This is a genomic window from Subsaximicrobium wynnwilliamsii, from assembly GCF_007997225.1.
Lineage (GTDB): Bacteria > Bacteroidota > Bacteroidia > Flavobacteriales > Flavobacteriaceae > Psychroserpens > Psychroserpens wynnwilliamsii.
Map to the genome: position 1 here is coordinate 45,182 of NZ_VORM01000022.1, position 23,535 is coordinate 68,716.

A 23,535-nucleotide genomic window follows, 5' to 3' on the forward strand; every position below is an offset into this window, starting at 1 on the left:
TTTTTAATATCCTTGATTTTGTTGCCAATTCCCGTTTGAAAATTGGATTTCCTCAAAGGGAATCGGGAATAATTCATGTCTATTTGCTGAAAAACCATCGATTTCTGAACCGCGATTGGTTCTTACCAAATCGAAGAAGCGGTGGCCTTCACCAACCAATTCTGTGCGTCGTTCTGCATAGATGGCATCAATCAAGGCATTGCCAGAAGCGGTAACATCTGAAAGATTCGCTCTTGTGCGTACTCTATTTAAATAAAGTCTCGCTTTATCTTCATTTAGGCCTCCTCGTGCGTAAGCTTCCGCAGCCATCAATAGGACGTCGGCAAAACGAATGGCTCTATAATTATTGGGATTGGTTAGATTTAAATCCCCAGCAGCATCGGCACTTCTTTTTCTAGGCAGGTATTTTCTGTTGAAATAACCCGTATGTTCATATCCTGTTCCAAAGGTAGCCCCTGTTTCGGCTGCCCAGGCTTCGATATCCAAGATGGCCACGTCCTTTCTAATGTCGCCTGCTTCAAATGCATCAACTACTTCCTGTGTTGGAACATTAAAACTGAAACCAGAGGTAAAGATTGGACCTGAATAATTACGAACACCACTAAAACCAACAGCAACATTACCCTCGCTACATTGAAGACATAAAAAACTTGCACCTTCAACATCTGTATATTGCACTTCAAAAACCGATTCAATACCATTCTCACCTTGACTTTCAAATAGGGTATTGTAGTCACTTACCAAATCATAGGGCCCATTGTTAATAAGCGTTTCAAAAACATTGGCTGCTTCGGTAAATTTGTCTTGGTATAAGAACGCTTTTCCTAAAAGTGCCTGCGCCGAGCCTTTGGTTGCTCTGCCAATTTGGGGAGCTGTATAGGATAGGGTATTTGACGCAAAGGTTAAATCGGCTTCTATCAAGGCGTACACGTCTTCAACCGGACTTCTTGGAATTGAAGTTTCATCACCCAATGTGAATCGTGTTTCCTTTAGCGGCACTGGGCCAAACCATTTTACCAATTCAAAATAGTAGTAAGCTCTTAAAAATCGAGCTTCAGCAATAATGATTGCTTTGCCTTCAAAGTCGGTTTTATCTTGAAATTCCAAAATATAATTGGCACGATTGACACCAGCATACATGAAATCCCAAATTCTCTTGATTTCGGAATTTACCGGAGTGTGGATCATATCATCCACTTGCTGCCAACCAATGACATCGGTCGCACTTTCTCCACCAGCGAGGGTATTGTCTGACGCGATCTCACCTAAAATCGTGTTGAGATAGGTGGATTGCAACAAGTCATAAGCACCAATGAGTGCATTGTAATAATCACTTTCTGAGTTGAAATAGTTTTCGGAATCGATGGAATATACTGGAGTGCGTTCCACAAAGTCATCCGTACATCCTGAAAGTCCGAATATTGTGAACACAACTATAAAGGAGTATGTAAGTTTATTTTTCATCTTTTGTATCATTAAAAATTAAGATTTAGGCCTACTAAATACATTCTTGGAATTGGATAGAATCCATCATCTATACCACCGCCAATTGGTGCGCCAGAAGAAGCGCCAGGATCAAATCCTTTATATTTGGTAAACGTATAAAGATTGTTGACGCCTGTATAAATCCTTACTTTGGAAATACCAATTTTACCAGACCATTGTACCGGTAAGGTGTAACCCAACTGTACGTTTTGGATTCTAATGTATGACGCATCTTCAACAAAAAAATCGGACAAAACATTGTTAGAAGTCGCTGCGTTAGTTACTCTGGGCACGGTATTGCTTGTTCCAGGCCCTGTCCATCAGTCTAGTACATAGTTCAATCTATTGACATCAGTTAAGGTGCGCTCATAGTTTCTAATCATATCGTTACCAATGGATGCAAACGTATAAGCTACAAAATCAAAACCTTTAAAATTGAAGCTTAAATTAAGCCCCATGGTGATCTCTGGAATTGGGTCGCCAATATTGGTTCTGTCATTGGCATCTAAAACACCATCGTTGTTAATATCAACATAACGGATATCACCAGGAGAAGCAGTTGCCCCCAATGCGACTTGCGATGGATGGGCATCAACCTCAGCTTGATTTTGAAAGAGGCCATTGGTCTGATATCCATAAAAATAGCCCAACGGTTCTCCTGCCTGCATTCTTGATGGTGGCAATTGGCCAACGCCAAATGCGCCACCTTCAAGAAAACCTGTACTATTATTGACTTCCAACACCGTGTTTTTTAGCGTGGTTAAGTTATAATTGATTCCGAAGTTAAAATCTTCAGAAATATTTTCCTTATAGCTAATCGAGAATTCAAAACCCTTGTTTTCAACTTTACCTGCATTTACAGTAGGGGAACCGGCTCCTGGTGCAGCTACGCCAGTAATGCCAGAAACAGGTATGTTACCAATCAATAAATTATCCCTGGTATTAATGAAGTAATCGGCAGTAATATCTATTTTGTTTTTTAAAAATCGCATGTCTAAACCGACATTGAATTTTTTAGCTTCTTCCCATTGCAGATCAGGATTAGGTAAAACCCCTATGGCCTGCCCGATAACCAATGCATTGTCAAAAACATAGGCAGCCTCACCGTTCAACAGGCTCACGTAACCATTATTGCCAATTTGGTCATTTCCAAGTACGCCATAACTCGCTCTAAATTTCATAAAGTTAATCGCTTCCACATCTTCAAAAAAGCCTTCATCCGAAGTCACCCAACCTGCGGTAACTGATGGAAAATAACCTACTCTATTATTTGGACCGAATCTGGTCGACAAATCCCGTCTCAGCATTGCAGAAATCAAATATTTACCTTTATAGTCGTATTGTGCACGCGCAAAAAAGGATAAACGCCTTTCGTCATAAGCATAGGAACTCACATCCCTCGCTTCACTGGTGCCATTTGCCAAAGCAATATCGGCAAATGCCCAATCATTATTTGGTACGTCAAAACCCGTGGCGAATAAACCGTTACCAAATTGTCTAAATACCGTCGTTCCTACAGTAATACTGACGTTGTGGGTGTCATTGAATAAATTGCTATAAGTTCCAAAAATATCCAAGGAATAATCATTGTCGTTAATAGCATTTTGGGAAACGCTGCTTCGCGGCACATCAAATACCTTACCACCATAATCCACTTGTTTGGCGAAGGTTTTGCCTTCGCTATTGCTGGTATTGAATCCAAGGCGACCAATGAGTTGAACATTTTTTAGAACATCGTACTCTAAACTTACGTTACCATTGAGTTTTTTAAGATCATAATCATTAAACGTATTTTCTATTTGCTCTAAGGGGTTTATGATTTCAATACCTAAACCTGGAGAGCTTGGCACTAGAGTAAAAGACCCATCGGCATTTCTAGGCGTCAAGGTTGAAGGTGTATTGAGCGCATTGAACAATACAGATCCCAAACCAAAATCATTTACCGCGTCTCTATCGATATAGGTGTAGATGACATTGGTATTGACCCTCAAGCTTTCTGAGATATCCACGCCTAATGAAAGTCTTGCGGTATCTCTTTTAAAATCTGATTTCTTTGGGGCAAGAATCCCTTGTTGGTAGAGATGAGAGCCACTAATGGCGTAAGTGATTTTTTCAGAACCTCCAGAGACCGTGAAATCGTGACTAATAATAGGCACATTACTATTAAAGACCTCATCTTGCCAATTCGTACCAGCACCCAGGCCAGATGCATTTGGGAAAGGAATAGCCTCACCTCCTGCAGCATAACTCTCATTGAGCAACAGTGCGTATTCGGTCGCATTTAATAATGCCAATTTTCTAGTCGTCTCTTGAAATCCTGTATAAGTATTATAGGTAACTTTTGCCTTAGAATTATTCTTACCGCTCTTTGTTGTGATCAATACGATACCATTAGCACCAATTACACCATAGATTGCTGCTTGGGCATCTTTTAAAACCGTAATGGTCTCAATGTCATTGGGATTTAATAAACTCAAATCACCAACATAGCCATCTATAATCACAGCTGGTCCTGCCGCTCCGTTGGTGCCAACACCTCTAATTCTAATATCCAACCCAGCTCCAGGAGAACCAGATTGAGTGGTAACGTTTACCCCAGCAACCGTTCCTTGTAAGGCCTGCTCCACCTTTATTGGTTTAAGCTCGTCTAAGGTTTTTGAACTCACTATAGACACTGCGCCTGTAAGGTCTCTTTTTTTCTGGGTACCATACCCAATCACCACAACCTCGTCGAGTGACTCTGTGTCTTCCACTAAGGCCACGTTGATGGGATTTGCGTTTTCAACCAAAACCTCTTGGTTTTTATATCCTATATAGGAGAAAACCAATGTGGACCCCTTGGGCACATTTTTAAGCTCGTAGATACCGTCAAAATCGGTAGACGCGCCAATGCTTGTGTTTTTTACCAGTACGTTTACACCGGGAACAGGTTGACCCGAATTTTGATCGGTAACCACACCTGTTATGGTTAGGTCCTGACCCCAAGCCAGGCTAGCACCTAAGAAAAATAAGATCGTGAAGAATTTCGTTATCATAGTAATTGATTAAGTATATCTCAATATTACAACAAGACATTGCTATATCCTTAAATAACGCCACTACAAAAAACATACATAACAATAAAAGGGGTGTAATTTTAGGAATTCATTAACTTATGTCCGCTATTACTAAAAAACAAGCGTTATAAAATATTAACATTACAACGTTATAGTAGTTAAAAAAAACATTTTGTATGGGTTTTGTATAGGTAATAACAGGTGTTGTATGGTCGCTAAATCTCTAAGATATAATTAGTGAGGCTGGCTTCATGAGGTAAATCCATTTTTTTGCGCAATCGATAGCGTTTTACCTCAACACTTCGTGAAGAAATATTCAACAACGGCGCAATTTCTTTTGAGGTCAAGTTTAACCTCAAATAGGCGCATAATTTTAAATCGTTGGGTGTAAGTTTAGGATGTATCGACTTCACCTTCTTTAAGAAGTCTTTATCGGCATTGTTGAAGGCTTCTTGAAAGAATTTCCAATCATCGGTGTTGTTGATGTTCTTGTCAATAATCTTGACGACAGACTTCAATCCTTTTCCCGTTTCTGAAGACTTCAGCTCCTCTTTAATGCTATTCAAAAATTCGTTTTTCTTAATCAAGCTCATTGTAGAAATAGCAAGCTCACGATTTTTGTTTTCTATATCTTGCTGCAGTTTCTCATTTTTCAATTGCATGAGTTGCTGCTCTGTCTCCAGTTCCTTTAATTCCAAATCCCGTTTATTGGCAAAAATCAACTTTGATTTTTGCTTTTTATAATAGCGCTTATAAACATTATGCATAAGGATTGAAAACAGAAGCACAGCCAAGATATAGATAAAAATGAGGAGATTGGATATATACCAAGGTTTGGCGATGCTAAAACTATACGTAGCGGTATTTTCAGTTGGCGTATTCCCCACTCTGCCGCGCACTTCAAAGGTATAGTCACCAAAGGCTAGGTTTTTGAACAACTCTGAATACGACTTAGACCAATTGCTCCATTGATCATAATCGCCATTGAGCCTGTATTGGTATTCTGACTCTAAGTATTTGTCAAATTCTGGTATGCTGTAAGCGAAGGCAAAATTGTTGGACTTAATAGTGAACTCATTGGTTTCATTAATTGCTACCAAATTCTTATTGGCATCGGTATCGGTAGTGTAATTATGAACAGAATTGATTTTAATGTTATAGACCTGTTCCTTCACTTTATCTAAATCAATCATGATATAGCCCGAGGAGGTTCCAAAAAGATAGTTTTGACCCTGCGTATGCATGATGCTTTCGTAACCACTAATGCTGTTTCGTATCGTACTCGGCAAGGCTATTTTAGTGACCTTAGGCGTTTCACTCAAATGACCGGGGGTCACATAGAAAATATTGTTTTCAGAAAAAAACCACAGTTTACCTGTGCCATCGGTTACCATTTTACCAGATTTGTAGGTTTCCGTATTTAAGGATTCGCTCAAAATAGAGTCTTTCAGAAAAACATTTTCCTCAAGCTTATATTTGAAAACACCACGGTTGCTGGCATAAAAAATATCATTTTCGTAAGTACTTAGACTGGAATGCAGGCCTTTGGAAACGGATTCCATATTTTTAAAATTCTCAACTTTATGGTAAGTTCCATCAACCTCTAACCTAAATACACCCTTATATTCATGGCTTACAAAAATATGATCGGCATCCAAAATCTCTACATATTTGGAAGACATGTCAAAACCAGTCAACTTATTCCTAAAAGACCACTTGCCATTTTTACGCTCCAATACATTCAAACCGTTATAATTGCCTTGCAGTATGAGATCATCATGATTGGGTATTGGTTTTAAATCCCAAGTCCCTTCAGAAAAAGTAATTTGTCTCACTGATGTACCTTCTACTTCAAAGGTGCCAGAATCATGACCACAAAACAAACGGTCATCAATGACCGTCAAACACCACACTTGCCCTTTGGTGGCCTCAATAAGCTCGAAAGGCTGATCGGAATCAAAGGGTTTGAAAAACAGCCCTTGGTTAGTTCCCAGATATAAGATATCCTTATAAATCCTAGAAGTGTAAATAGAGCCCAATCGTCCGTTCTTGTCCTTATATATGCGATATGGCGAAGCACTATTAATGCAATTGATCCCATTATCAAGTCCCAACCATAAATTTTCATCGCTATCTTCAAAAAGAGAAAGTACCGTGTTGTTCAACAAACCCTGATCTTGATTTAAACGGTAATCAAATTCACCACTCGCGCTTAAGTGGACGATGCCGTTGGAAATTGTACCAATTGCCAAACTGCCATCGTTTAAACAAATACTGCTGTAAACGGTTAATCCTGAAATGTAATCATTTGCCGGAATGTCCCATTTACTCAGTTGGCCATCTTCAAGCACGAAAAAGCCTTTCGTTTTGGTTTGGATAATGAGCTTGCCAGAACGGCTGAATATATTGACAATGATATTGGATTTCAAGATCGCATCATTAGAAACCAGTTTTTCCACGCCGCTTTCAATTTTAAAAAGACCTTGGTTGTATTTCTGAAAGTAGAGCGTGCGATCGGCCTTAATCATTTTAGTAAGCGTCGTCTCTGCTTCAATCTTGGAAAAAGTCTGGGAATCCAAATTATAACTATAAATGCGGTTTAAGGATTGAAAGACAACGTAATTGTCTAAAGAGACAATGTTCCAGATCTGCTCATCTTCCACCATACCCAAGGCTAAATTTTCAGATAGTGAGGTGTAGCGCAAGTGTCCATCAGCACTTGGTTGCCAATAGCCAAACTCCATGTAACAGCCCGTATAAATGCGATTGCCAACCGCATGAACCGATCTTAAAATGGTTTGGTTTGGTGAGGGGTATAATTTCCAATCGGCACCTGTAAATTCAAGAAGTCCCTTATTATTGGCAACATAGATGAATTTGTTCGCAGTTTGGGAAATGGCCCAATTCTGGTTTTCAGCGCGGTAATCTTCCGTAGAAAAACTTTCAATTGGTGGCAATTCCTGTCCCGTCACAGATGCTAATCCTATGAAAATTAAAAATAGAGTAAGGATGTATGTTTTACTTTTCAATGTCTTCTGTAGTCATTAACCTTACAATAATACAAATTTAAGGCGATTTGTAGCTGCCTAAACGAAGCCGAAATCAAAAAAAGCCGATGTGTAAGCCTTAAAAAGCGCAAACACATCAGCTTCTGTCATAGAAATTACGAACCCACTATTTCACATCCCATATATCTTCGAGTTCCTCCAGAGAACGCCCTTTGGTTTCTGGGATGAACTTATAGGTAAACACCACGATAAAAATGATGAAGCCTATAAAGATGAAATAAGGTAGGGAGCCGTTCCAAAAAGCATTGTTGTTGACCTCACTTTCTGTAACAATGGGAAAGGACTGCGAGACTACAAAATTTGCCGCCCATTGGGCTGCCACTGCGACAGACATGGCGACACTTCTAATGTTATTAGGAAACATCTCAGACAATAGCACCCAAACTACAGGTCCCATAGACATTGCGAAAGACGCCACAAATAGCAACACGCCAATCAAAGACAGGATGCCCAAAGATTGCTGCTGTATGGTAACACCTAATATCAAGAACCCGAGTAACATGCCCGCAGATCCAATATAAATCAATGGTTTTCTTCCTATTCTATCCACGGTGGCCATCGCGATAAACGTAAATATCAAATTGACGAAAGCCAGCAATATCTGTTGCAGCAAGACGTCTTCTTTACCAAAGCCCAAGGACTGTTCAAAAATATCGGCGCCATAATAGAGTACCGCATTGATTCCCGTAAATTGCTGAAGTACAGATAAAGTGGTGCCGATCACAATAATCGTTAAGATGCCTTTTGAAAAATAATTGATCTTTACGCCTGTGTTTTTCTTTTGCAAGGATTTTTCTATTTCCACACTTTCACGCTGTGCTTCTTCCGCTCCCAAAATCTTGGTTAGAATGCGTAAGGATTCCTTTTTTTTGCCTTTCATGGCAAGCCAACGCGGACTTTGAGGCACAAAGAACAAGAGGATCAAGAATAAACCTGCTGGGATCAATTCAGACCAGAACATGCGCCTCCAACCAATCGCGAGGTTTTGTTCTTCCGTGAGGTTACTACCAATAGTGTAAGTGGCCAAGAATACGATAAAGAAACCAACCACGATGGCCAATTGGTAATAAGACACCAAATTACCACGCTTTCTTGGTGGTGCAATTTCGGCTATGTACATGGGTGCATTCATGGATGCGATCCCAATCCCGAGACCACCAATGATTCTAAACATCACTAAAAGATCAACAGACTCTGGAAGCATGGAGGGCAATCCCGAGCCCCAAGCTGAAATGGAGAATAAAATCGCCGACAAGATCAAGGAATACTTCCGCCCTATCTTAATGCTTAAAGGCCCCGCCACTATGGCGCCAACAAAACAGCCCACCAATGCACTGCTCACCACCCAACCTTTCATGGCAGCGTCAAGTTCAAAGTATTTACTCAAATAAAATTGGGCGCCATTGATCACGCCTGTATCATATCCAAATAAGAGACCACCCAGCGCGGAGACTGAAGTGATCAAAAGCAAAAAAGTCCGTTTATTCATGTGTATTTAGTTAAAGTTAGCAATCAGGTATTGGCTATGGTTAAAAAATTAAATGTGTTATTTAGTGCAAATTGTGAATTAATCAATCTTTCTCAAATCTAACTAAACTTAGCCAAATCTATTAAAAAATGACCTATTTTCCGTTTCATGGCAAACTTTATGTTCTAGGGCTTGATCTATTTATTGGATTCCTTGATCGCAATGGCAACGCCACCGCCAGCTGCCAGCATTAATTCTAGCTTGCTATTATTGCTAATGTCTTCCGAAGAAATCTCGTAAGCTTCTGGATTGGTCTTGTAATGGGCGTCTGCCGCGTCTTTATAAATGGTTGCAGTATAGTTTTTACCGGCCTCTAAAAAATCGAAATTGATAGTTACCGTTCTTGCCTGTTCATCGGTAATGGCGCCCAAGAACCAATGTCCAGTTTGCTTTTCTTGTCTCGCCATGACGATGAAGTCGCCAATTTCGGCATCCAAGACTTTCGATTGTTGCCAATCAATACCCACATCTTCAATAAATTGAAAAGCGGGATGACCTTCGTAATTTTTTATAAGGTCGGGTACCATTTGCACAGGACTATAGACCACGACATACAACGCGAGTTGATGCGCCAAAGTGGTATTGATTTGATTGTTTTCTTTATAGGGTTTCAAGCTTGTATTGAAGATACCAGGCGTATAATCTACAGGACCACCCAACATTCTGGTAAAAGGCACGATGGTTAAATGTTCTGGCGGATTCCCACCATCATCAGACCAAGCGTTGTACTCTTGGCCGCGAACGCCCTCACGTGAAATCGCCACAGGATAAGTACGTCGTTTCCCTGTTGCTTTAATGGGTTCATGCGCATTGATGGCCACTTGGTTTTCGATGCCTTTTTCCAAAACCTTTTGGTAGTGGTTGACCATAAATTGGCCATGATGGTATTCGCCTTCTGGGATGACGCTGCCCACATAGCCTGTTTTTACTGCATGGATTTTCAGGTCTTTCATCAGGGCAAAAGCGGTATCTATTTGGGCCTCGTATCCTGTGACGTCTGCGGAAGTTTCATGGTGCATGATCAATGCCACACCTTTTGATTTTCCGTAGCGCACTACTTCTTGTAAATCGTAATCGGGATAGGGCGTTACAAAATCAAAATCGACTTGTTTGGCTTTTTTGTCCCACCATTGCTCCCAGCCGATGTTCCAACCTTCCACCAACATGGCGTTAATGTTGTGTTTTGCTGAAAAATCAATCAGCTCTTTGGCGTATGTGGTGTTTGCGGCATGATTGGCGCCTGCATAATCCCAATTGCCAGTACCAATATGCATATCCCACCAAATGCCCGTGTATTTTGTAGGTTTGAAAAAACTCATGTCTTCAACAACATTAGGATCATTGAGATTAACAATCAGTTTTGATTCGATAAGCTGTCCCGGTTTTTCAGCAATTTGAATGGTTCGCCATGGGGTTTCAAAAGGCGTTTGGCGCTTGACTTTTATGTTTTCGGCATTGCCCACCAGTTCACTTTTCATCTTATGATTAGTGGTATCTACCGCCAAGGTCATCCCTGCGTAATCGGTAAGATCGGCTTCGTGGAAACTGAGGTACAAGCCTGCTTCAGTCTTCATCGTAACTGGCGTGTTCACTGCGTTTTCTGGCATATAGGTTTGCCCTAAGTGAGTCCCGGGCTCATACAGTTTAAGTGCATCAATTTCTGAAAATTTCGTGGTCTGGTACAAATATTCATAAATATCCCAATCGCCGGGAATCCACCATACTTTGTGGTTTCCAGTGAGGTTGAATTCGGTATTTTCGTCGGTAATCACGACCTCGTTTAAATTTTCTTGCTTCGGAAATTCATAGCGGAAACCAATCCCGTCGTCATAAACCTTAAAGATGATATTGATTTTTCGTTTTAATGCTGAAGTTTCTTCCAGCTGAAGCTTCAGCTCATTATACTCATTTTTGACTTCCGCATCCTCGCCCCAAACCGGTTGCCAGGTCTCGTTTACGGAAGCGGTGTCTGTCGCCACAATCCTAAAATCGCCACTTAAAGGCGCGGCATCCTTCAGCTCAAAACCCATTTTGGAGGAATCGATGACTTTTTCAGTCTTGTAATTGACCACATAAAAGGGTTGATTTTCAGCAGAAAGATGGAAAGACACCTTGATGTTTTTATCTGGCGAAGTTACTTCCGAAGTAAACTTTTTTCCTTCGGAAGCACAGGCGTTCAGAAGGATTAGTATTAAGATGGGAAGGAAAAATTTTATTATATATTTCATTTTGGCACGATTAAAATTCAGGTTCTATAAAACACAATTTGTGTCATTTTTACAGTTCCATTTAGAACTTGATTCAGTTACTTATTCGTCTTGGTTCTATGTTCTAATAGTCCCGGTATCGGGACGGTCTAGATGCTTCGTACTTACATGTTATTCGGTGTAAAGAATTTCGCTTTTAGCTGAAATCCCATTCTCATTAAAGGTTTCCACTTGGTAATAATAGGCTTGGTCTGTGTTCAATGCCCGTAATTCATAATTTGGTGCATCATACATCAAGGCCGACAGGTTGAGCTTATCTTTGGCAATGCCCCAATAAATCACGTAACCCGTGGCGTCTTCCACTTTATCCCAAGTGAGGTCGGTATTTCTTCGGTCCTTTTGACGGGCAACTTTGAAGTTTGCCGGTGGCGCTGGTTTGGCCTCCTTGCCGTTACCAAAGACCCGCAGTTCTGAAATCGCGAGATATTTGTTGTACCCATACACATGATTGTATCTGATGTATCGTGCTTCCGCCGGTGTTTCCAACTCCAAATAGGCATGTGGCATATCGCGCTCATTTTTAGAATAATCAAGTATGGTTTCCCAAGTTGTTCCGTCCATCGAACCTTCAATCACAAATTGTTGCTTGATGCCGTCTGGTCGCCCAAAGACTTCGGAATTGAAATCCTGAAAATTAATCTGAATCGCTTTCACATCCATAACTTTCAGCAAATCCATTTCCACATAAATCGAATCGCTATTTGCCTCGGAAACCCAATAGGAACGGATTTCCTCATCATTGATCTTATTGATATTGAAATCCTTGATTTGCGCTTGCATGTAACCGCCCTCACTTTCATCTACCACATTGACGTCTTTTTCAACCAAGCCCGAATTGGTGGTCACGGGTTTATTATAAGACAATAGCATCCAGCCTGTAAAACGCTCTTTGTGACGTTCAACTTCTGTACCGGGCAAATAGTGCGGATAATCGCCATAAGCCGTATTGACATACATTTGCCCATCGTCCTCAAAACCCGCAGGATACATGCCTAAGCGCCGCTCAAACTTATAGTTTACCGAAATTGCCATCGTGGAATAATGCCAATAATTACCACTATTATCCTGAACCGTACTGCCATGACCAGCGCCCTTTAAAAAGCCACCGGGTTTATAGGAAATCGGGTTATAAGGTGCATATTCAAAAGGTCCAAACGGACTCTTTCCTGTATAAACGCCATCGGCATAAACGTTCCATTGGGTACCCGGTGCACCATACTCTAAATAATAGGTATCGCCGTGTTTCACCATCCAAGGGCCTTCAATAAAGGGTTTTAGATCTGACTTATGATCTTGGCCAAAACGTTCCCATCCGTGTTTTTCGGGATCTAAATTGAACAAAACTACTTGCTCTCCCATGGGGATGAAATAATTATCGGCATCCAACTCTATGGCATGAATGGGCCATTTGTTGGAAGATTCTTCATAGAGATAGACTTTGTTGTCATCATCCACAAAGAGATTAGGGTCTTGCACGCCTCCTGGCACATTGATCACGGCATAATTGGTTTTCCAATCGCCCAACTCGGGATTATTGGTCTCTATCACTGCGCCGCGCCCCGAAGGGTCTCCCAAAAGAATGATCTTGCCATCCCTAACCGCCGCAGCCGGTGCATTACTACCATTAAAAAACCAGCTTTGTGGTTTGATAAATGTCCAATTGCTCATATCATCACTTGCCCAATAGCCGTGGGAGCGGGTCACGAACATGTAGTAACGGCCCTTGAAATTGACCACCGCAGGATCGGCGCCCGAACGGTAAGACACATTATTTCTTGCCCGATAGTGTGACATATAGGAATAATCGATATCAATGGGATTACAATAAGTCTTGAACTGTTTTGTTTGATTTTTTTCTTCGGAAGGCGTTTTTGTTGCCAGCGTCTTTGCCTTGTCATCCTCCTCTTTACAACTCTGAAAACTGAGCAAAACGAAAGCGACTAAAAGGAACTTTTGGTACGTAAATTGAAATGTGTTCATATTTTTAATGTTTATAAGATTTTAAGGCTTTTCCGCGTAATTTTTCAAAGTTCATATAATTGCGCTTGATGGCTTCTGGGCTGACCTTTTCGAATTCCTTGTCGGTTACCTTGTATTGTTTTTGCAATGCATCCAAACGCTTATGGAGTTTTTCTGCGATGTCATTGTAATCGTCATCATTAATTAAATTATGGACTTCACTTGGGTCTTTCTCCAAATCGTACAATTCCCATTCATCAATGTCGTCATAGACATGAATCAATTTATAACGCTTGGTGCGCACGCCATACATTTTCTTGACCATGTGAAAGGCTGGGAAATCGTAATAATGGTAATAAATGGCATCTCTAAAATCGGCATCTTCCATGTCTTTTGTAAATAAGGGCAGCATCGATTTACCTTGCATATCTTCAGGAATTGGCACACCTGCCATATCCAAAAAGGTTTCCGCGAAATCCAAATTTTGAGTGAGCGCGGTGATTTCAGTTCCCGGTGTAATGAGATTTGGATACTTCATCAACATGGGCATGGCGAGTGACTCTTCATACATAAAACGTTTATCAAACCAGCCCTTTTCGCCCAGATAAAAACCTTGGTCGGTGGTGTAAACCACGATGGTGTTTTCTGCCAACCCGTTGGCTTCCAAATAATCCAAAATAGTCCCCACGCCTTCATCTACCGATGCGATTGTAGCCATATAATCCTGTAGATAGCGTTGCAATTTCCATAATGCCAAATCCTTGCCTTTCAAATTCATCTCGTGAAAGGCATCGTTTTTAGGTTGGTAGGCCTTGTCCCATTCGGCACGTTGGGCTTGGGTCATTCGGTCGAAATTGGTTTTCCAAGGGTTATGCGCCAATTCTGGACTTCCCTTTTTCTTGGTCATCTTCAAATCATGGCCTTCGTACATATCGGTGTAAATGGTCATGGACTGCTCTTTGGAAGCGGTTGAACCTTCATGGTCTGTAAAATAAGTGTCGGGTACAGGAAATTCCACAGCATCATATGTATGCAAATGCCGTAAAGCTGGCATCCAGTTGCGATGTGGCGCTTTGTGCTGCAGCATGAGCATGAAGGGCTTATTGGCATCCTTGGCCTTATCCAAAAAGTTGATGGCATCCTCGGTAATCAAATCGGTGGCATAGCCAGGGACTCTGGTGGTATCGGCGACAGCTTGACCATCCTTTAAACTTATAAAATCGGGGTTGTAATAATTGCCTTGGTCCAATAAGATGTTCCAATAGTCAAAACCTTCCGGATAGCCATGTAAATGCCATTTCCCAATGACCGCTGTGCTATAGCCTGCGTTCTGCAAGAGCTTCGGAAAGGTTTGTTGGCTCCCATCAAAACGCTCACCATTCATTCTAAACCCGTTGATATGACTGTGTTTTCCTGTAAGGATGACGGCGCGACTAGGCCCGCAAATGGAATTGGTATTGAAATTATTTTTGAAAATAGCGCCTTCATTGGCAATCCGGTCAATGTTGGGCGTTGGCGCTAAATCACTGATAGGATGGCCATAAGCACTAATGGCTTGTGTGGCGTGATCATCGGCCATGATGAAAATGATGTTTGGGCGTTTTTTGGGTGCTTCCGCAACATCTGGGGTTTTGGCTTCGTTACAAGAGTAACATACAATCGCAATCCATAAAATGCTAAGCAGATTTTTCATCATTTCTGTAGTATTGATTTCGTGATTATTTTTTCAGTCTGGATCACTTCAGAATTAAGCATGGTTTTATTGATGAATTCCAAAAGGGTATCCAATTGGTCAAAAGGGATTGAGGACAGCTCATGCCCGCCACCAATAACCTTATGAAGGTAGTAGGAAGTTCCTAATTCATCCAATTTTTCAGTAATTGGCTTAGACCCGTAGAGTATCATATATCCGGGTTGCTGCATCTTACAAAAGTGATGAGGGGCAATCCCAAAAGGTACCAAATTATCAGCGGTACCATGAAACATGACCGTTGGTATGGCATTGGTTTTAGTAATGTAATTGACATCCATTAAGGCTCCAGCCAAAGACCACACACCTGCAAATTTTAGGTGTTGGTACCTTGCGGCATCTGCCATAAAGTAATCTTTCATAAACACGGCACTCAACATGCCCTCTGCTCCTGCACTACTGCCACCCGCAATGATTTTTGAAGTATCGATTTTCAATTGTTTTGCATTGTTGAACACATAATTGGCTGCATCGAGATAGTCAATGGCTGCATTCGCAAAGATGAATCGTTTTTCTTCCTTGGTACACTCACAGCCGAAACCGGTAGGCTTTCCCTTCCGAAGCAATCGGTAGGATATTGAGATGCCTATAAATCCGTTTTCTGTAAGGTATTCCATCAATCTCACTTCATCTGGATTGGCTCTGCTTCCGCCTGAAAATCCGCCACCATGCATCCACAACACCACAGGCAGACTGTCTTTCTTCTTGATGCGTTTTGGAGAATAGACGTCCATTTTTAAGGTATCCTTACCTTTAATGGCATAGGTATAGGTTTCCAGGTCTTGAGAAAAAGACTGAAAAGCGAACATCAGCAGCACGATAAGTATCAATTGTTTCATTTAATTGGTTATGGCTCTAGCTTAATCAAGCGTTGATTCTTTAATTTAATTTAAAATCCAGGTATTTTGCGCTGTCTCCATTCTAGAAAATTCAATGATTCCCTCCAGGGTCATGGCAAAATTAATTGAATTTTCGGCATCATGTTCTTGCCCCTCCCGATAGATATTGGGACTAAAGAGCGACATAATGCCGAAAATTATAGTGCTCAGTTATCATACCCGTTGTAAACTAGAGCCTTGGTCATTAAACCTAACCGCTTTCTATAGAAGCTTGCAGGTAAGCACTATTTTTCAACATTTAGCTACTCTAGCGTTTCTATCAAAATCCCACTAATCACTGGGGCGCCTTCAAGCGGTTTCAGCGTTAGCGTAAGTCCTTCATTGTTGAGGATATCGATTTCAAAGCTGTGTTGCACACCATATTTATTGGGATATTCCTTTGCAAGATTAAGGCTGGAAACCATGACCGTGCCATTCAATAGCACGTCAAATATGCGTTGTTCTTTTTCTTCGGAAGCTTCCGCTTGACGGTTTAGGTTAAAAATAACGTGTTCCTGATTGGTTTGCTGTGGCTCTACAAAATACAAGGTCACTTTATAACTTCCGTCGGGAATAGCTACTTTATACCTGGAGCAGTCCACTAATACATGTTGATAGACCGCCTCCAAATTGGAATTTTTTATATTGTTAGCCAGCAGTTTTCTTTCACATTTCCCCGATTGCGAATCGTAACCATAAAGCCCATCTTTATAGGGCCTGTCTGCCAAATACGTGACACCTGTTTCCAAATCCTTAAAATCTATAGATGCACCTATATTTATGGCGAAACTTTTAAGTTCCTCATTTTTAAGGCTTTCAATGCGTCGCACTTGAAATGTGGCCTCATCAATTACAGAAGCCGTTTCTAGACTAAGCGTATTTAAACCATCTGTAAAAGGCACTAACACTCTTGCAATCCCCGCATTGAAAGTTACCTCTTTAAAAAATGCATTGTTGACAGAGAGCTTAGCCGAAGCTTGATTGGAAAATAAGGTCATCTCGTAAGGGGCATTATCAAATAGGGTCAAATCGGTTTGGTAATTGGCAATATGCACCACTGGCGTATTTTTAAGCAATACCGCTTGGTACCAATAGTAAATTTCCTTAGGGACTCTATTGTTTGTTACCAGACCCTTTTGATTGATGTGTGGGATGGTTTCCCCTCTAAACTCAGACGCAAAATCGGCAAAGTTCCAAGCGGTCATGCCGGCTACAAAATCGCGAGCCTGCACCTGCTCAACGTAACTACTATGTAATTTTAGTTGGTATTGCTGTGAGTAATCATAGCGCTCTGGTTGCGCAGCCGATACTCTAACATCTGCTCCTGGACCATATTCAGAAATCATAATAGGTCTATTGGGAAAGCGTTGGTGCTGCTCGTCTAAAAAAACACCCAAATCTGCAATGGTCTCATAATACCATCCAAAATAAAGATTCCAACCTACGAGCATGGGCAAATCGGCAATCTTTGTCTCATTATAAAGTTCGTTGTAGTGCAATGCCATCACGGTAATATGATGGGGCGCTTTTTCGCGGGTCAACTTTTCCAATTGTTCTGCCAGATCATAAGTATGCGTCTTCATTTGATCTTTCTCTGCTTGAGGCGTTTTTTTATCAAAATCCATTCTAAGAAAAATCTCGTTCATGTAACCAATCATGACTACCGATGGATAATTATAATACTGCTTGATTTGCTCTTCCTGCATTTTCAAGGCTGTATCAAAAAAGGCCTTAGTATTCGTGATTTTGTTGACGATGGGGATTTCGGTCCATACCAGTATGCCCAATTGGTCACATAATTTGTAGAGTTCCTGTGCTTGCGGGTAATGGGCGAATCTCAACACGTTTGCACCCATATCTTTTATAAGCTGGATGTCTTGTTTTTGAAGTGCCATGGGCACAGCATTAGCATAGGCATCATAATCTTGGTGCCTGTTGACGCCTATGAGTTTGTAAGGCTTCCCATTGAGGTAAAAACCCTTGGAGGCGTCTACACTTACCCAACGAAAACCTATTTGTTGTGTTTTTCTATCTAAAACAACACCTTGGTCATCTAATAAAACGATCTTGAGTTGATATAAATAAGGGCGTTCTGGCGACCATAAACGCGGATTTTTAAGATCGCTGAATTTGATGGATTTTTCTAATGCACCAATGGCTGTAAATTTAAAATTTTCGTTTTCAGAAAGCACTAAGGAATCATTGGCATCCAACACTTCCAATCGCAACTGACTTGTGGATTGAGCATCTTCAAAATTATCTATTCTTGCAGTCACTTCAAGTTGTGCCTTCTCTTCGGAAACAGAAGGATAATTGACGTAGAAGCCTTCCGAAGAAAAATCGGTAAGCGCTAGATGTTGCTTAGGTTTTGATAAGAGTTCCACATCTCTATAGATGCCACCGAAAAAGGTAAAATCGGCATCTAGTGGTGGAATATCCTCATTGTGGGAATTATCTACTATAACTTCAATCAAATTGTACGCTCCAAAGTTCAAGAAAGCGCTTATATTGAATGTAAAGGCGGTATATCCACCCTGATGGGTGCCTACCAAATTTCCGTTAACCGTAATTTTGGCATCTTGATTGACCCCCTTAAATCGCAAATAATGAACTTTTGCAGCATCTGATTCTGCAAAAAAGACCTGTTTTTTATAATGTCCAATGCCTCTATAATAGCCTGCTTCATCGTCAAAAGCATCTTTGAGGTTCCAGGTATGGGGAATGTTTATGGTTTCCCAAACCGAAGCATCCTTATCCAGTTTGAATTGCCATCCTGCATTGATGCTCTTTTTTTGACCATGGCCAAAAAAAGAGAAAAGCACAAACCAAAGTACTAAATAACTCAGTTTTTTAATAGGTGTGATTTGTGCTTTCATAGTTAGGGTTTGATTTACTGAATTATCAATTTGGTGGTTGAACTGTTTCCGTTAGCCTTGATTTTTAAAATATGGCAACGTCTTTTTTAAATGTTCTCCCTAGACTAACAGGTCTAATTTGACTTTTAATTTCTCTAATGCACGCCAATGGTTCAATTCAGAATAAACCCATGCTCGAATTTAAAATCTGAGCTTGGTGCAATGGCAATTTCAAATGCGCCGGGTTCTACCGTGAATTGCATGCTGTTGTTATAAAATTTTAAATCTTCGGCCGTAATGGTAAAGCTCACGGTTTGACGTTCGCCTTTTTTCAGCCAAATCTTCTCAAAACCTTTCAACTCCTTTACTGGCCTGGTAACGCTGCCCACTTTATCGTGAATATAGAGCTGAACGATCTCGTGCCCATCAACATCGCCAGTATTTGAAACTGTGACGGAAGCGGTAAGGGTGTCCTCAAAACCAATGCTTTCTGAAGATAACTTGAAGTCGGAATACTCAAAACTGGTGTAGCTTAAACCATGGCCGAAAACAAATAAAGGTGTATTTGGCGCATCAATATAATTGGATTTGTAATCTTCTGTTGGATTGGATTCTGGAATGGGGCGACCGGTGTTTTTCATGTTGTAGTAAATGGGCACTTGACCCACATTTCTGGGAAAGGTCACGGTTAATTTTCCTGAAGGATTATAAGCGCCATAAAGTAGGTCGGCAATACCACTGCCTCCCATGCTGCCGGGAAACCAGGCTTCTAAAATCGCATCTACCTGATCAACTTCATCGGAAAGATTCAAGGGTCTCCCATTCATCAAAACCAACACGATTTTTTTATTTGGAACCGCTTCGCGGATTTTCTGGATGAGTTTTGGTTGAAGTCCAGGGATTTTGAGATTGGTGCGTGATGCCGCCTCGCCACTCATGCCATGGTCTTCCCCCATTACCAATACTACCACATCTGCTTTTTTTGCGGCGGCTATGGCTTCTTCAAATCCTGATTCGTCATCGCTCAAAATGTCACAGCCTTTCGCGTACAATATTTGATTAGCTTTCAAATAGTCTTGTAAACCTTCAAAAACACTTATCGATTTTCCTTGGCGATCGCCTGCACCTCCCCAATTGCCATTGATGTGGTAATCATCTTTGGCCAAAGGCCCAATCAAGGCAATTGTTTTTGTTCTATCCAATGGCAAGGACTTGTTGTCATTTTTCAACAATACGGAAGACGCTGCTGCACTTTCACGAGCAACTTTCAAGAATTCTGGCTTGTAGATGGTTTCGGTTTGTCGCTTTTCATCTGAATAGCGATAAGGATCATCAAACAATCCCAATTTGAATTTTGCCAATAATATCTTACGTGAAGATTCATTGACCAGATTCACATCAATTTTTCCATCCGTTATCAATTCCTTTAAATGCTTACGGTACACATGGCCCATCATATCCATATCTGTTCCTGCGAGCATTGCTAAACGTGCCGCATCGGTACTGTCCTTTGCAAAACCATGTGGAATCAATTCATTGATGGCCGTATAATCTGATACCACAAAACCTTCAAAACCCCACTCGCCACGCAGAATATCGCGAAAGATAAATTTGTCTCCTGTAGATGGCACACCATTCAACTCATTAAATGCGGTCATGAAGGTTTCCACCCCAGCATCAACTGCTGCCTTAAAAGGTGGCAAATACACATTGCGCAATTCGCCTTCGCCCATGTTTACAGTATGGTAATCACGCCCGGCCTGGGCTGCGCCATAACCCACAAAATGTTTTGCAGTGGCAAGAATCGTATTGTTTTTTGATAAATCGTCGCCTTGAAAACCTCTTACATAGGCCTTGGCCATGACACTGGCCAAATAAACATCCTCTCCCGAACCTTCTGAAATTCTACCCCAACGTGGATCGCGCGCTATATCAAGCATTGGCGCGAAGGTCCAATGCAGACCTTCAGCAGAAGCTTCCTCGGCCGCAATACGAGAAGTTTGTTCAATAAGATTGATGTCCCAACTGGCAGCCAGTCCCAAATTGATAGGAAATATGGTTCTGTGCCCATGAATAACATCATAACCAAACAACAACGGAATGCCCAAACGCGTATTTTCAACAGCTGTTTTTTGTAGGTCACGTGTGGCTTTTGCGGTGTACACATTCAACATCGCGCCTACACTCCCTGCTTTAATGTATTTAACATAGTCGGTTTTGGTAGTAGGCCCAGTAACAGACCAACCGCCACCGTACATCACGGTCTGACCTATTTTTTCTTCCAAGGTCATCAAGTTCATTAAGGAATCCACCTTGGCTTCGTTATTTTGGGCAAAACCGGAACCTGCCCATAAAACAAACAGGAAGCAAAAATACAGCGTTATACGTTTCATATTTTATTTATTTCAATTCAAATTCTTGCATCAATTCCGCGTTGGAATCTGTACCTATAAAAACCTGAAAGGTTCCAGGCTCAGCCTTAAATTCAAGACTATTATTGTAAAATTTCAAATCTTCTTCGGAAATACTGAAACTGATGGTTTTGGTCTCTCCTTTTTTCAGCAATACTTTTTGGAAGCCTTTGAGTTCCTTCACTGGTCTGGTTACCGAACCTACCACATCTCTAATGTATAATTGAACCACTTCCTTGCCATCATAAGTTCCAGAATTGGTCACTTCAACCGAAGCTTCTATAGTGCCATTGGCATTGAGCGTATTTGAAGTCAATTTTAAATTGCCATAAGCAAAAGTGGTATAACTCAACCCGTAACCAAATGGGTACAAGGGTTCGTTTCTCACATCCAGATAATTGGATTTAAACTTTTCGAATTTGCCTTCTTTGTTGCCCAAGGGTCTGCCTGTGTTTTTATGGTTGTAAAAAATGGGCACTTGACCCACGTTCATCGGGAAGGTTGCCGTTAATTTCCCAGACGGGTTCACATCGCCGAACAAAACATCTGAAATTGCCAATCCAGCCTCGCTCCCAGGGAACCACACATTCAAAATGGCTGGAACGTTTTCATCTTCTTCGGTAATGGCCAATGGACGTCCCGTAAAAAGTACTAAAACCACAGGCTTTCCTGTTTTTAATAAAGCATTCAACAAGTCCTTTTGCACTTGCGGAATTTGAAGGTTGGTCACACTACTGCTCTCTCCACTCATTTCGGCAGTTTCGCCAAGTGCAGCGACAATAACATCTGCTTTTTTGGCGATTGCCAAAGCCTCATCCAGTAACTGTTTATCCGTTCTACCATCTCTCGGAATTTCCTTACCAAGCATCGTGACTCGTTTTTCGTAGTCTAAATCATAATCCACATTACTGCCTTTAGCCTGCAAAATGGTGACGTTTTTACCAGCAACCGTTTTCAAGCCTTCCAATAACGGACTCGATTTTTCCTGTTTGGTGGCCACACTCCAAGTGCCAGCCATATTCAGGGCATCATTGGATAAGGGTCCAATCAATGCGATGGTTCCTGATTTCTTCAGCGGCAACAGATTATTGTCGTTTTTGAGCAACACCATTGATTCTGAACTTACTTTTCTGGCAAAGGCTCGGTTTTCCGGAGTAAAAATCTCTTTGGCAGGACGGTCTAAATCACAGTATTTATAAGGGTCATCAAAGAGTCCGATTTGATATTTCGCTGTTAAAATGCGTCCAACGGCGGTATCAATATCGGCCATGCTCACTTTTCCTTCTTCGTACGATTTTTTTAAGGTGGTTAAAAAACCTTCAGACACCATATCCATATCGGAGCCGGCTTTTAAAGCACGCGCTGAAACCTCTTGAAAATCGCCAATCCCGTGGTACATCATTTCCTCGATGCCTGTATAATCGGTTACCACAAAGCCATTGAAGCCCCAATCCTCACGAAGTAAATCGGTTAATAACCATTTATTTCCTGTGGCAGGCACCCCATCAATCTCGTTGAAAGCCGCCATAACGCTTGCGACACCAGCGTCAACTGCAGCCTTATAAGGGCCTAAATATTCATTGTACATGCGAATTTTACTCATATCCACGGTGTTATAATCACGACCCGCATCGGGCGCACCGTAGAGCGCAAAATGCTTGACGCAAGCCAACATGGTATTGTTCAAGGTTAAATCATCACCTTGATAGCCTTTGACCATGGCTTCTGCAATGCGGCTGCCTAAATAGACGTCTTCGCCAGAACCTTCTGAAACCCGTCCCCAACGTGGGTCGCGTGAAATATCGGTCATTGGGGAAAAGGTCCAATTGATGCCATCGGCAGTAGCCTCTTGAGCTGCCATGCGCGCTGTTTTCTCAATCATATCCATATCCCAGGTGGCCGATAAGCCCAACGGAATAGGAAATGTGGTTTCATAACCATGAATCACATCCATACCGAAAAGCAAGGGGATTTTCATGCGGCTTTTTTCCATGGCAATTTGCTGGACTTCCCTAATCTTCGCGACGGTTTTGATGTTGAAGAGTCCGCCAACCTTACCTTCTTCAATATTTTTCGCCACATTGGAACTTTGGGAAGCACCCGTGGTAATATCGCCAGAGGAAGGCAGGTTGAGTTGCCCCAATTTTTCTTCTAAAGTCATCAATTTCAAAATTGAATCGACTTTGGTTTGAAACGGATTATTGGTTTTTTGGGATTGGGCTGAAGCCAGTCCAAAAGTGAGTATAATTGTAAAGGTTAAAATAGGTCTGTTCATGTT

12 protein-coding genes are annotated in these 23,535 nt (G+C 41.4%); all 12 read right to left on the reverse strand.

Translation table 11 applies throughout. The features are described 5' to 3' along the window. Window positions 1-3 precede the first annotated feature (3 nt). The 12 genes from ESY88_RS16030 to bglX (ESY88_RS16080) all read right to left on the reverse strand — a co-directional run bounded on the left by ESY88_RS16030 (window position 4) and on the right by bglX (ESY88_RS16080) (window position 23,532). Entirely contained in the window at window positions 4-1,464 is a 1,461-nt protein-coding gene (locus ESY88_RS16030; RefSeq protein WP_147087601.1) for a RagB/SusD family nutrient uptake outer membrane protein, read from the reverse strand. Window positions 1,465-1,475: 11 nt separating this feature from the next. Then, window positions 1,476-1,778: a TonB-dependent receptor gene (locus ESY88_RS21830; RefSeq protein WP_317128688.1), complete on the reverse strand. Its 303-nt coding sequence runs from the start codon at window positions 1,776-1,778 to the stop codon at window positions 1,476-1,478. Window positions 1,779-1,805: 27 nt separating this feature from the next. Then, on the reverse strand, window positions 1,806-4,520 hold the full coding sequence (locus tag ESY88_RS16035) for a SusC/RagA family TonB-linked outer membrane protein (RefSeq protein WP_317128689.1): 2,715 nt from the start codon (window positions 4,518-4,520) through the stop codon (window positions 1,806-1,808). Between the two features lie 236 nt (window positions 4,521-4,756). Continuing rightward, window positions 4,757-7,570, reverse strand: a complete 2,814-nt coding sequence (locus ESY88_RS16040) for a two-component regulator propeller domain-containing protein (protein WP_223270858.1) — start codon at window positions 7,568-7,570, stop codon at window positions 4,757-4,759. 145 nt (window positions 7,571-7,715) lie between these two features. Next, the gene (locus ESY88_RS16045; protein ID WP_147087602.1) at window positions 7,716-9,098 is read right to left on the reverse strand and encodes a sugar porter family MFS transporter; all 1,383 of its coding nucleotides are present in this window, start codon (window positions 9,096-9,098) and stop codon (window positions 7,716-7,718) included. Between the two features lie 176 nt (window positions 9,099-9,274). Then, the gene (locus tag ESY88_RS16050; RefSeq protein ID WP_147087603.1) at window positions 9,275-11,365 is read right to left on the reverse strand and encodes a glycoside hydrolase family 97 protein; all 2,091 of its coding nucleotides are present in this window, start codon (window positions 11,363-11,365) and stop codon (window positions 9,275-9,277) included. Window positions 11,366-11,515: 150 nt separating this feature from the next. Continuing rightward, on the reverse strand, window positions 11,516-13,384 hold the full coding sequence (locus ESY88_RS16055; RefSeq protein ID WP_223270859.1) for a family 43 glycosylhydrolase: 1,869 nt from the start codon (window positions 13,382-13,384) through the stop codon (window positions 11,516-11,518). Between the two features lie 4 nt (window positions 13,385-13,388). Beyond that, complete coding sequence (locus ESY88_RS16060) at window positions 13,389-15,059, reverse strand: sulfatase family protein (RefSeq protein WP_394343970.1); 1,671 nt, start codon at window positions 15,057-15,059, stop codon at window positions 13,389-13,391. Continuing rightward, window positions 15,056-15,952: an alpha/beta hydrolase gene (locus ESY88_RS16065; protein WP_147087604.1), complete on the reverse strand. Its 897-nt coding sequence runs from the start codon at window positions 15,950-15,952 to the stop codon at window positions 15,056-15,058. Before ESY88_RS16065 ends, ESY88_RS16060 begins: the two co-directional genes overlap by 4 nt. Before the next feature lie 302 nt (window positions 15,953-16,254). After that, window positions 16,255-18,867, reverse strand: a complete 2,613-nt coding sequence (locus ESY88_RS16070; RefSeq protein WP_147087605.1) for a glycoside hydrolase family 2 TIM barrel-domain containing protein — start codon at window positions 18,865-18,867, stop codon at window positions 16,255-16,257. A gap of 152 nt (window positions 18,868-19,019) precedes the next feature. Then, window positions 19,020-21,239 (reverse strand): beta-glucosidase BglX, encoded by a 2,220-nt coding sequence (gene bglX, locus ESY88_RS16075; protein ID WP_147087606.1) that lies wholly within the window; start codon window positions 21,237-21,239, stop codon window positions 19,020-19,022. A gap of 7 nt (window positions 21,240-21,246) precedes the next feature. After that, window positions 21,247-23,532 (reverse strand): beta-glucosidase BglX, encoded by a 2,286-nt coding sequence (gene bglX / locus ESY88_RS16080; RefSeq protein ID WP_147087607.1) that lies wholly within the window; start codon window positions 23,530-23,532, stop codon window positions 21,247-21,249. Window positions 23,533-23,535: the final 3 nt, after the last annotated feature.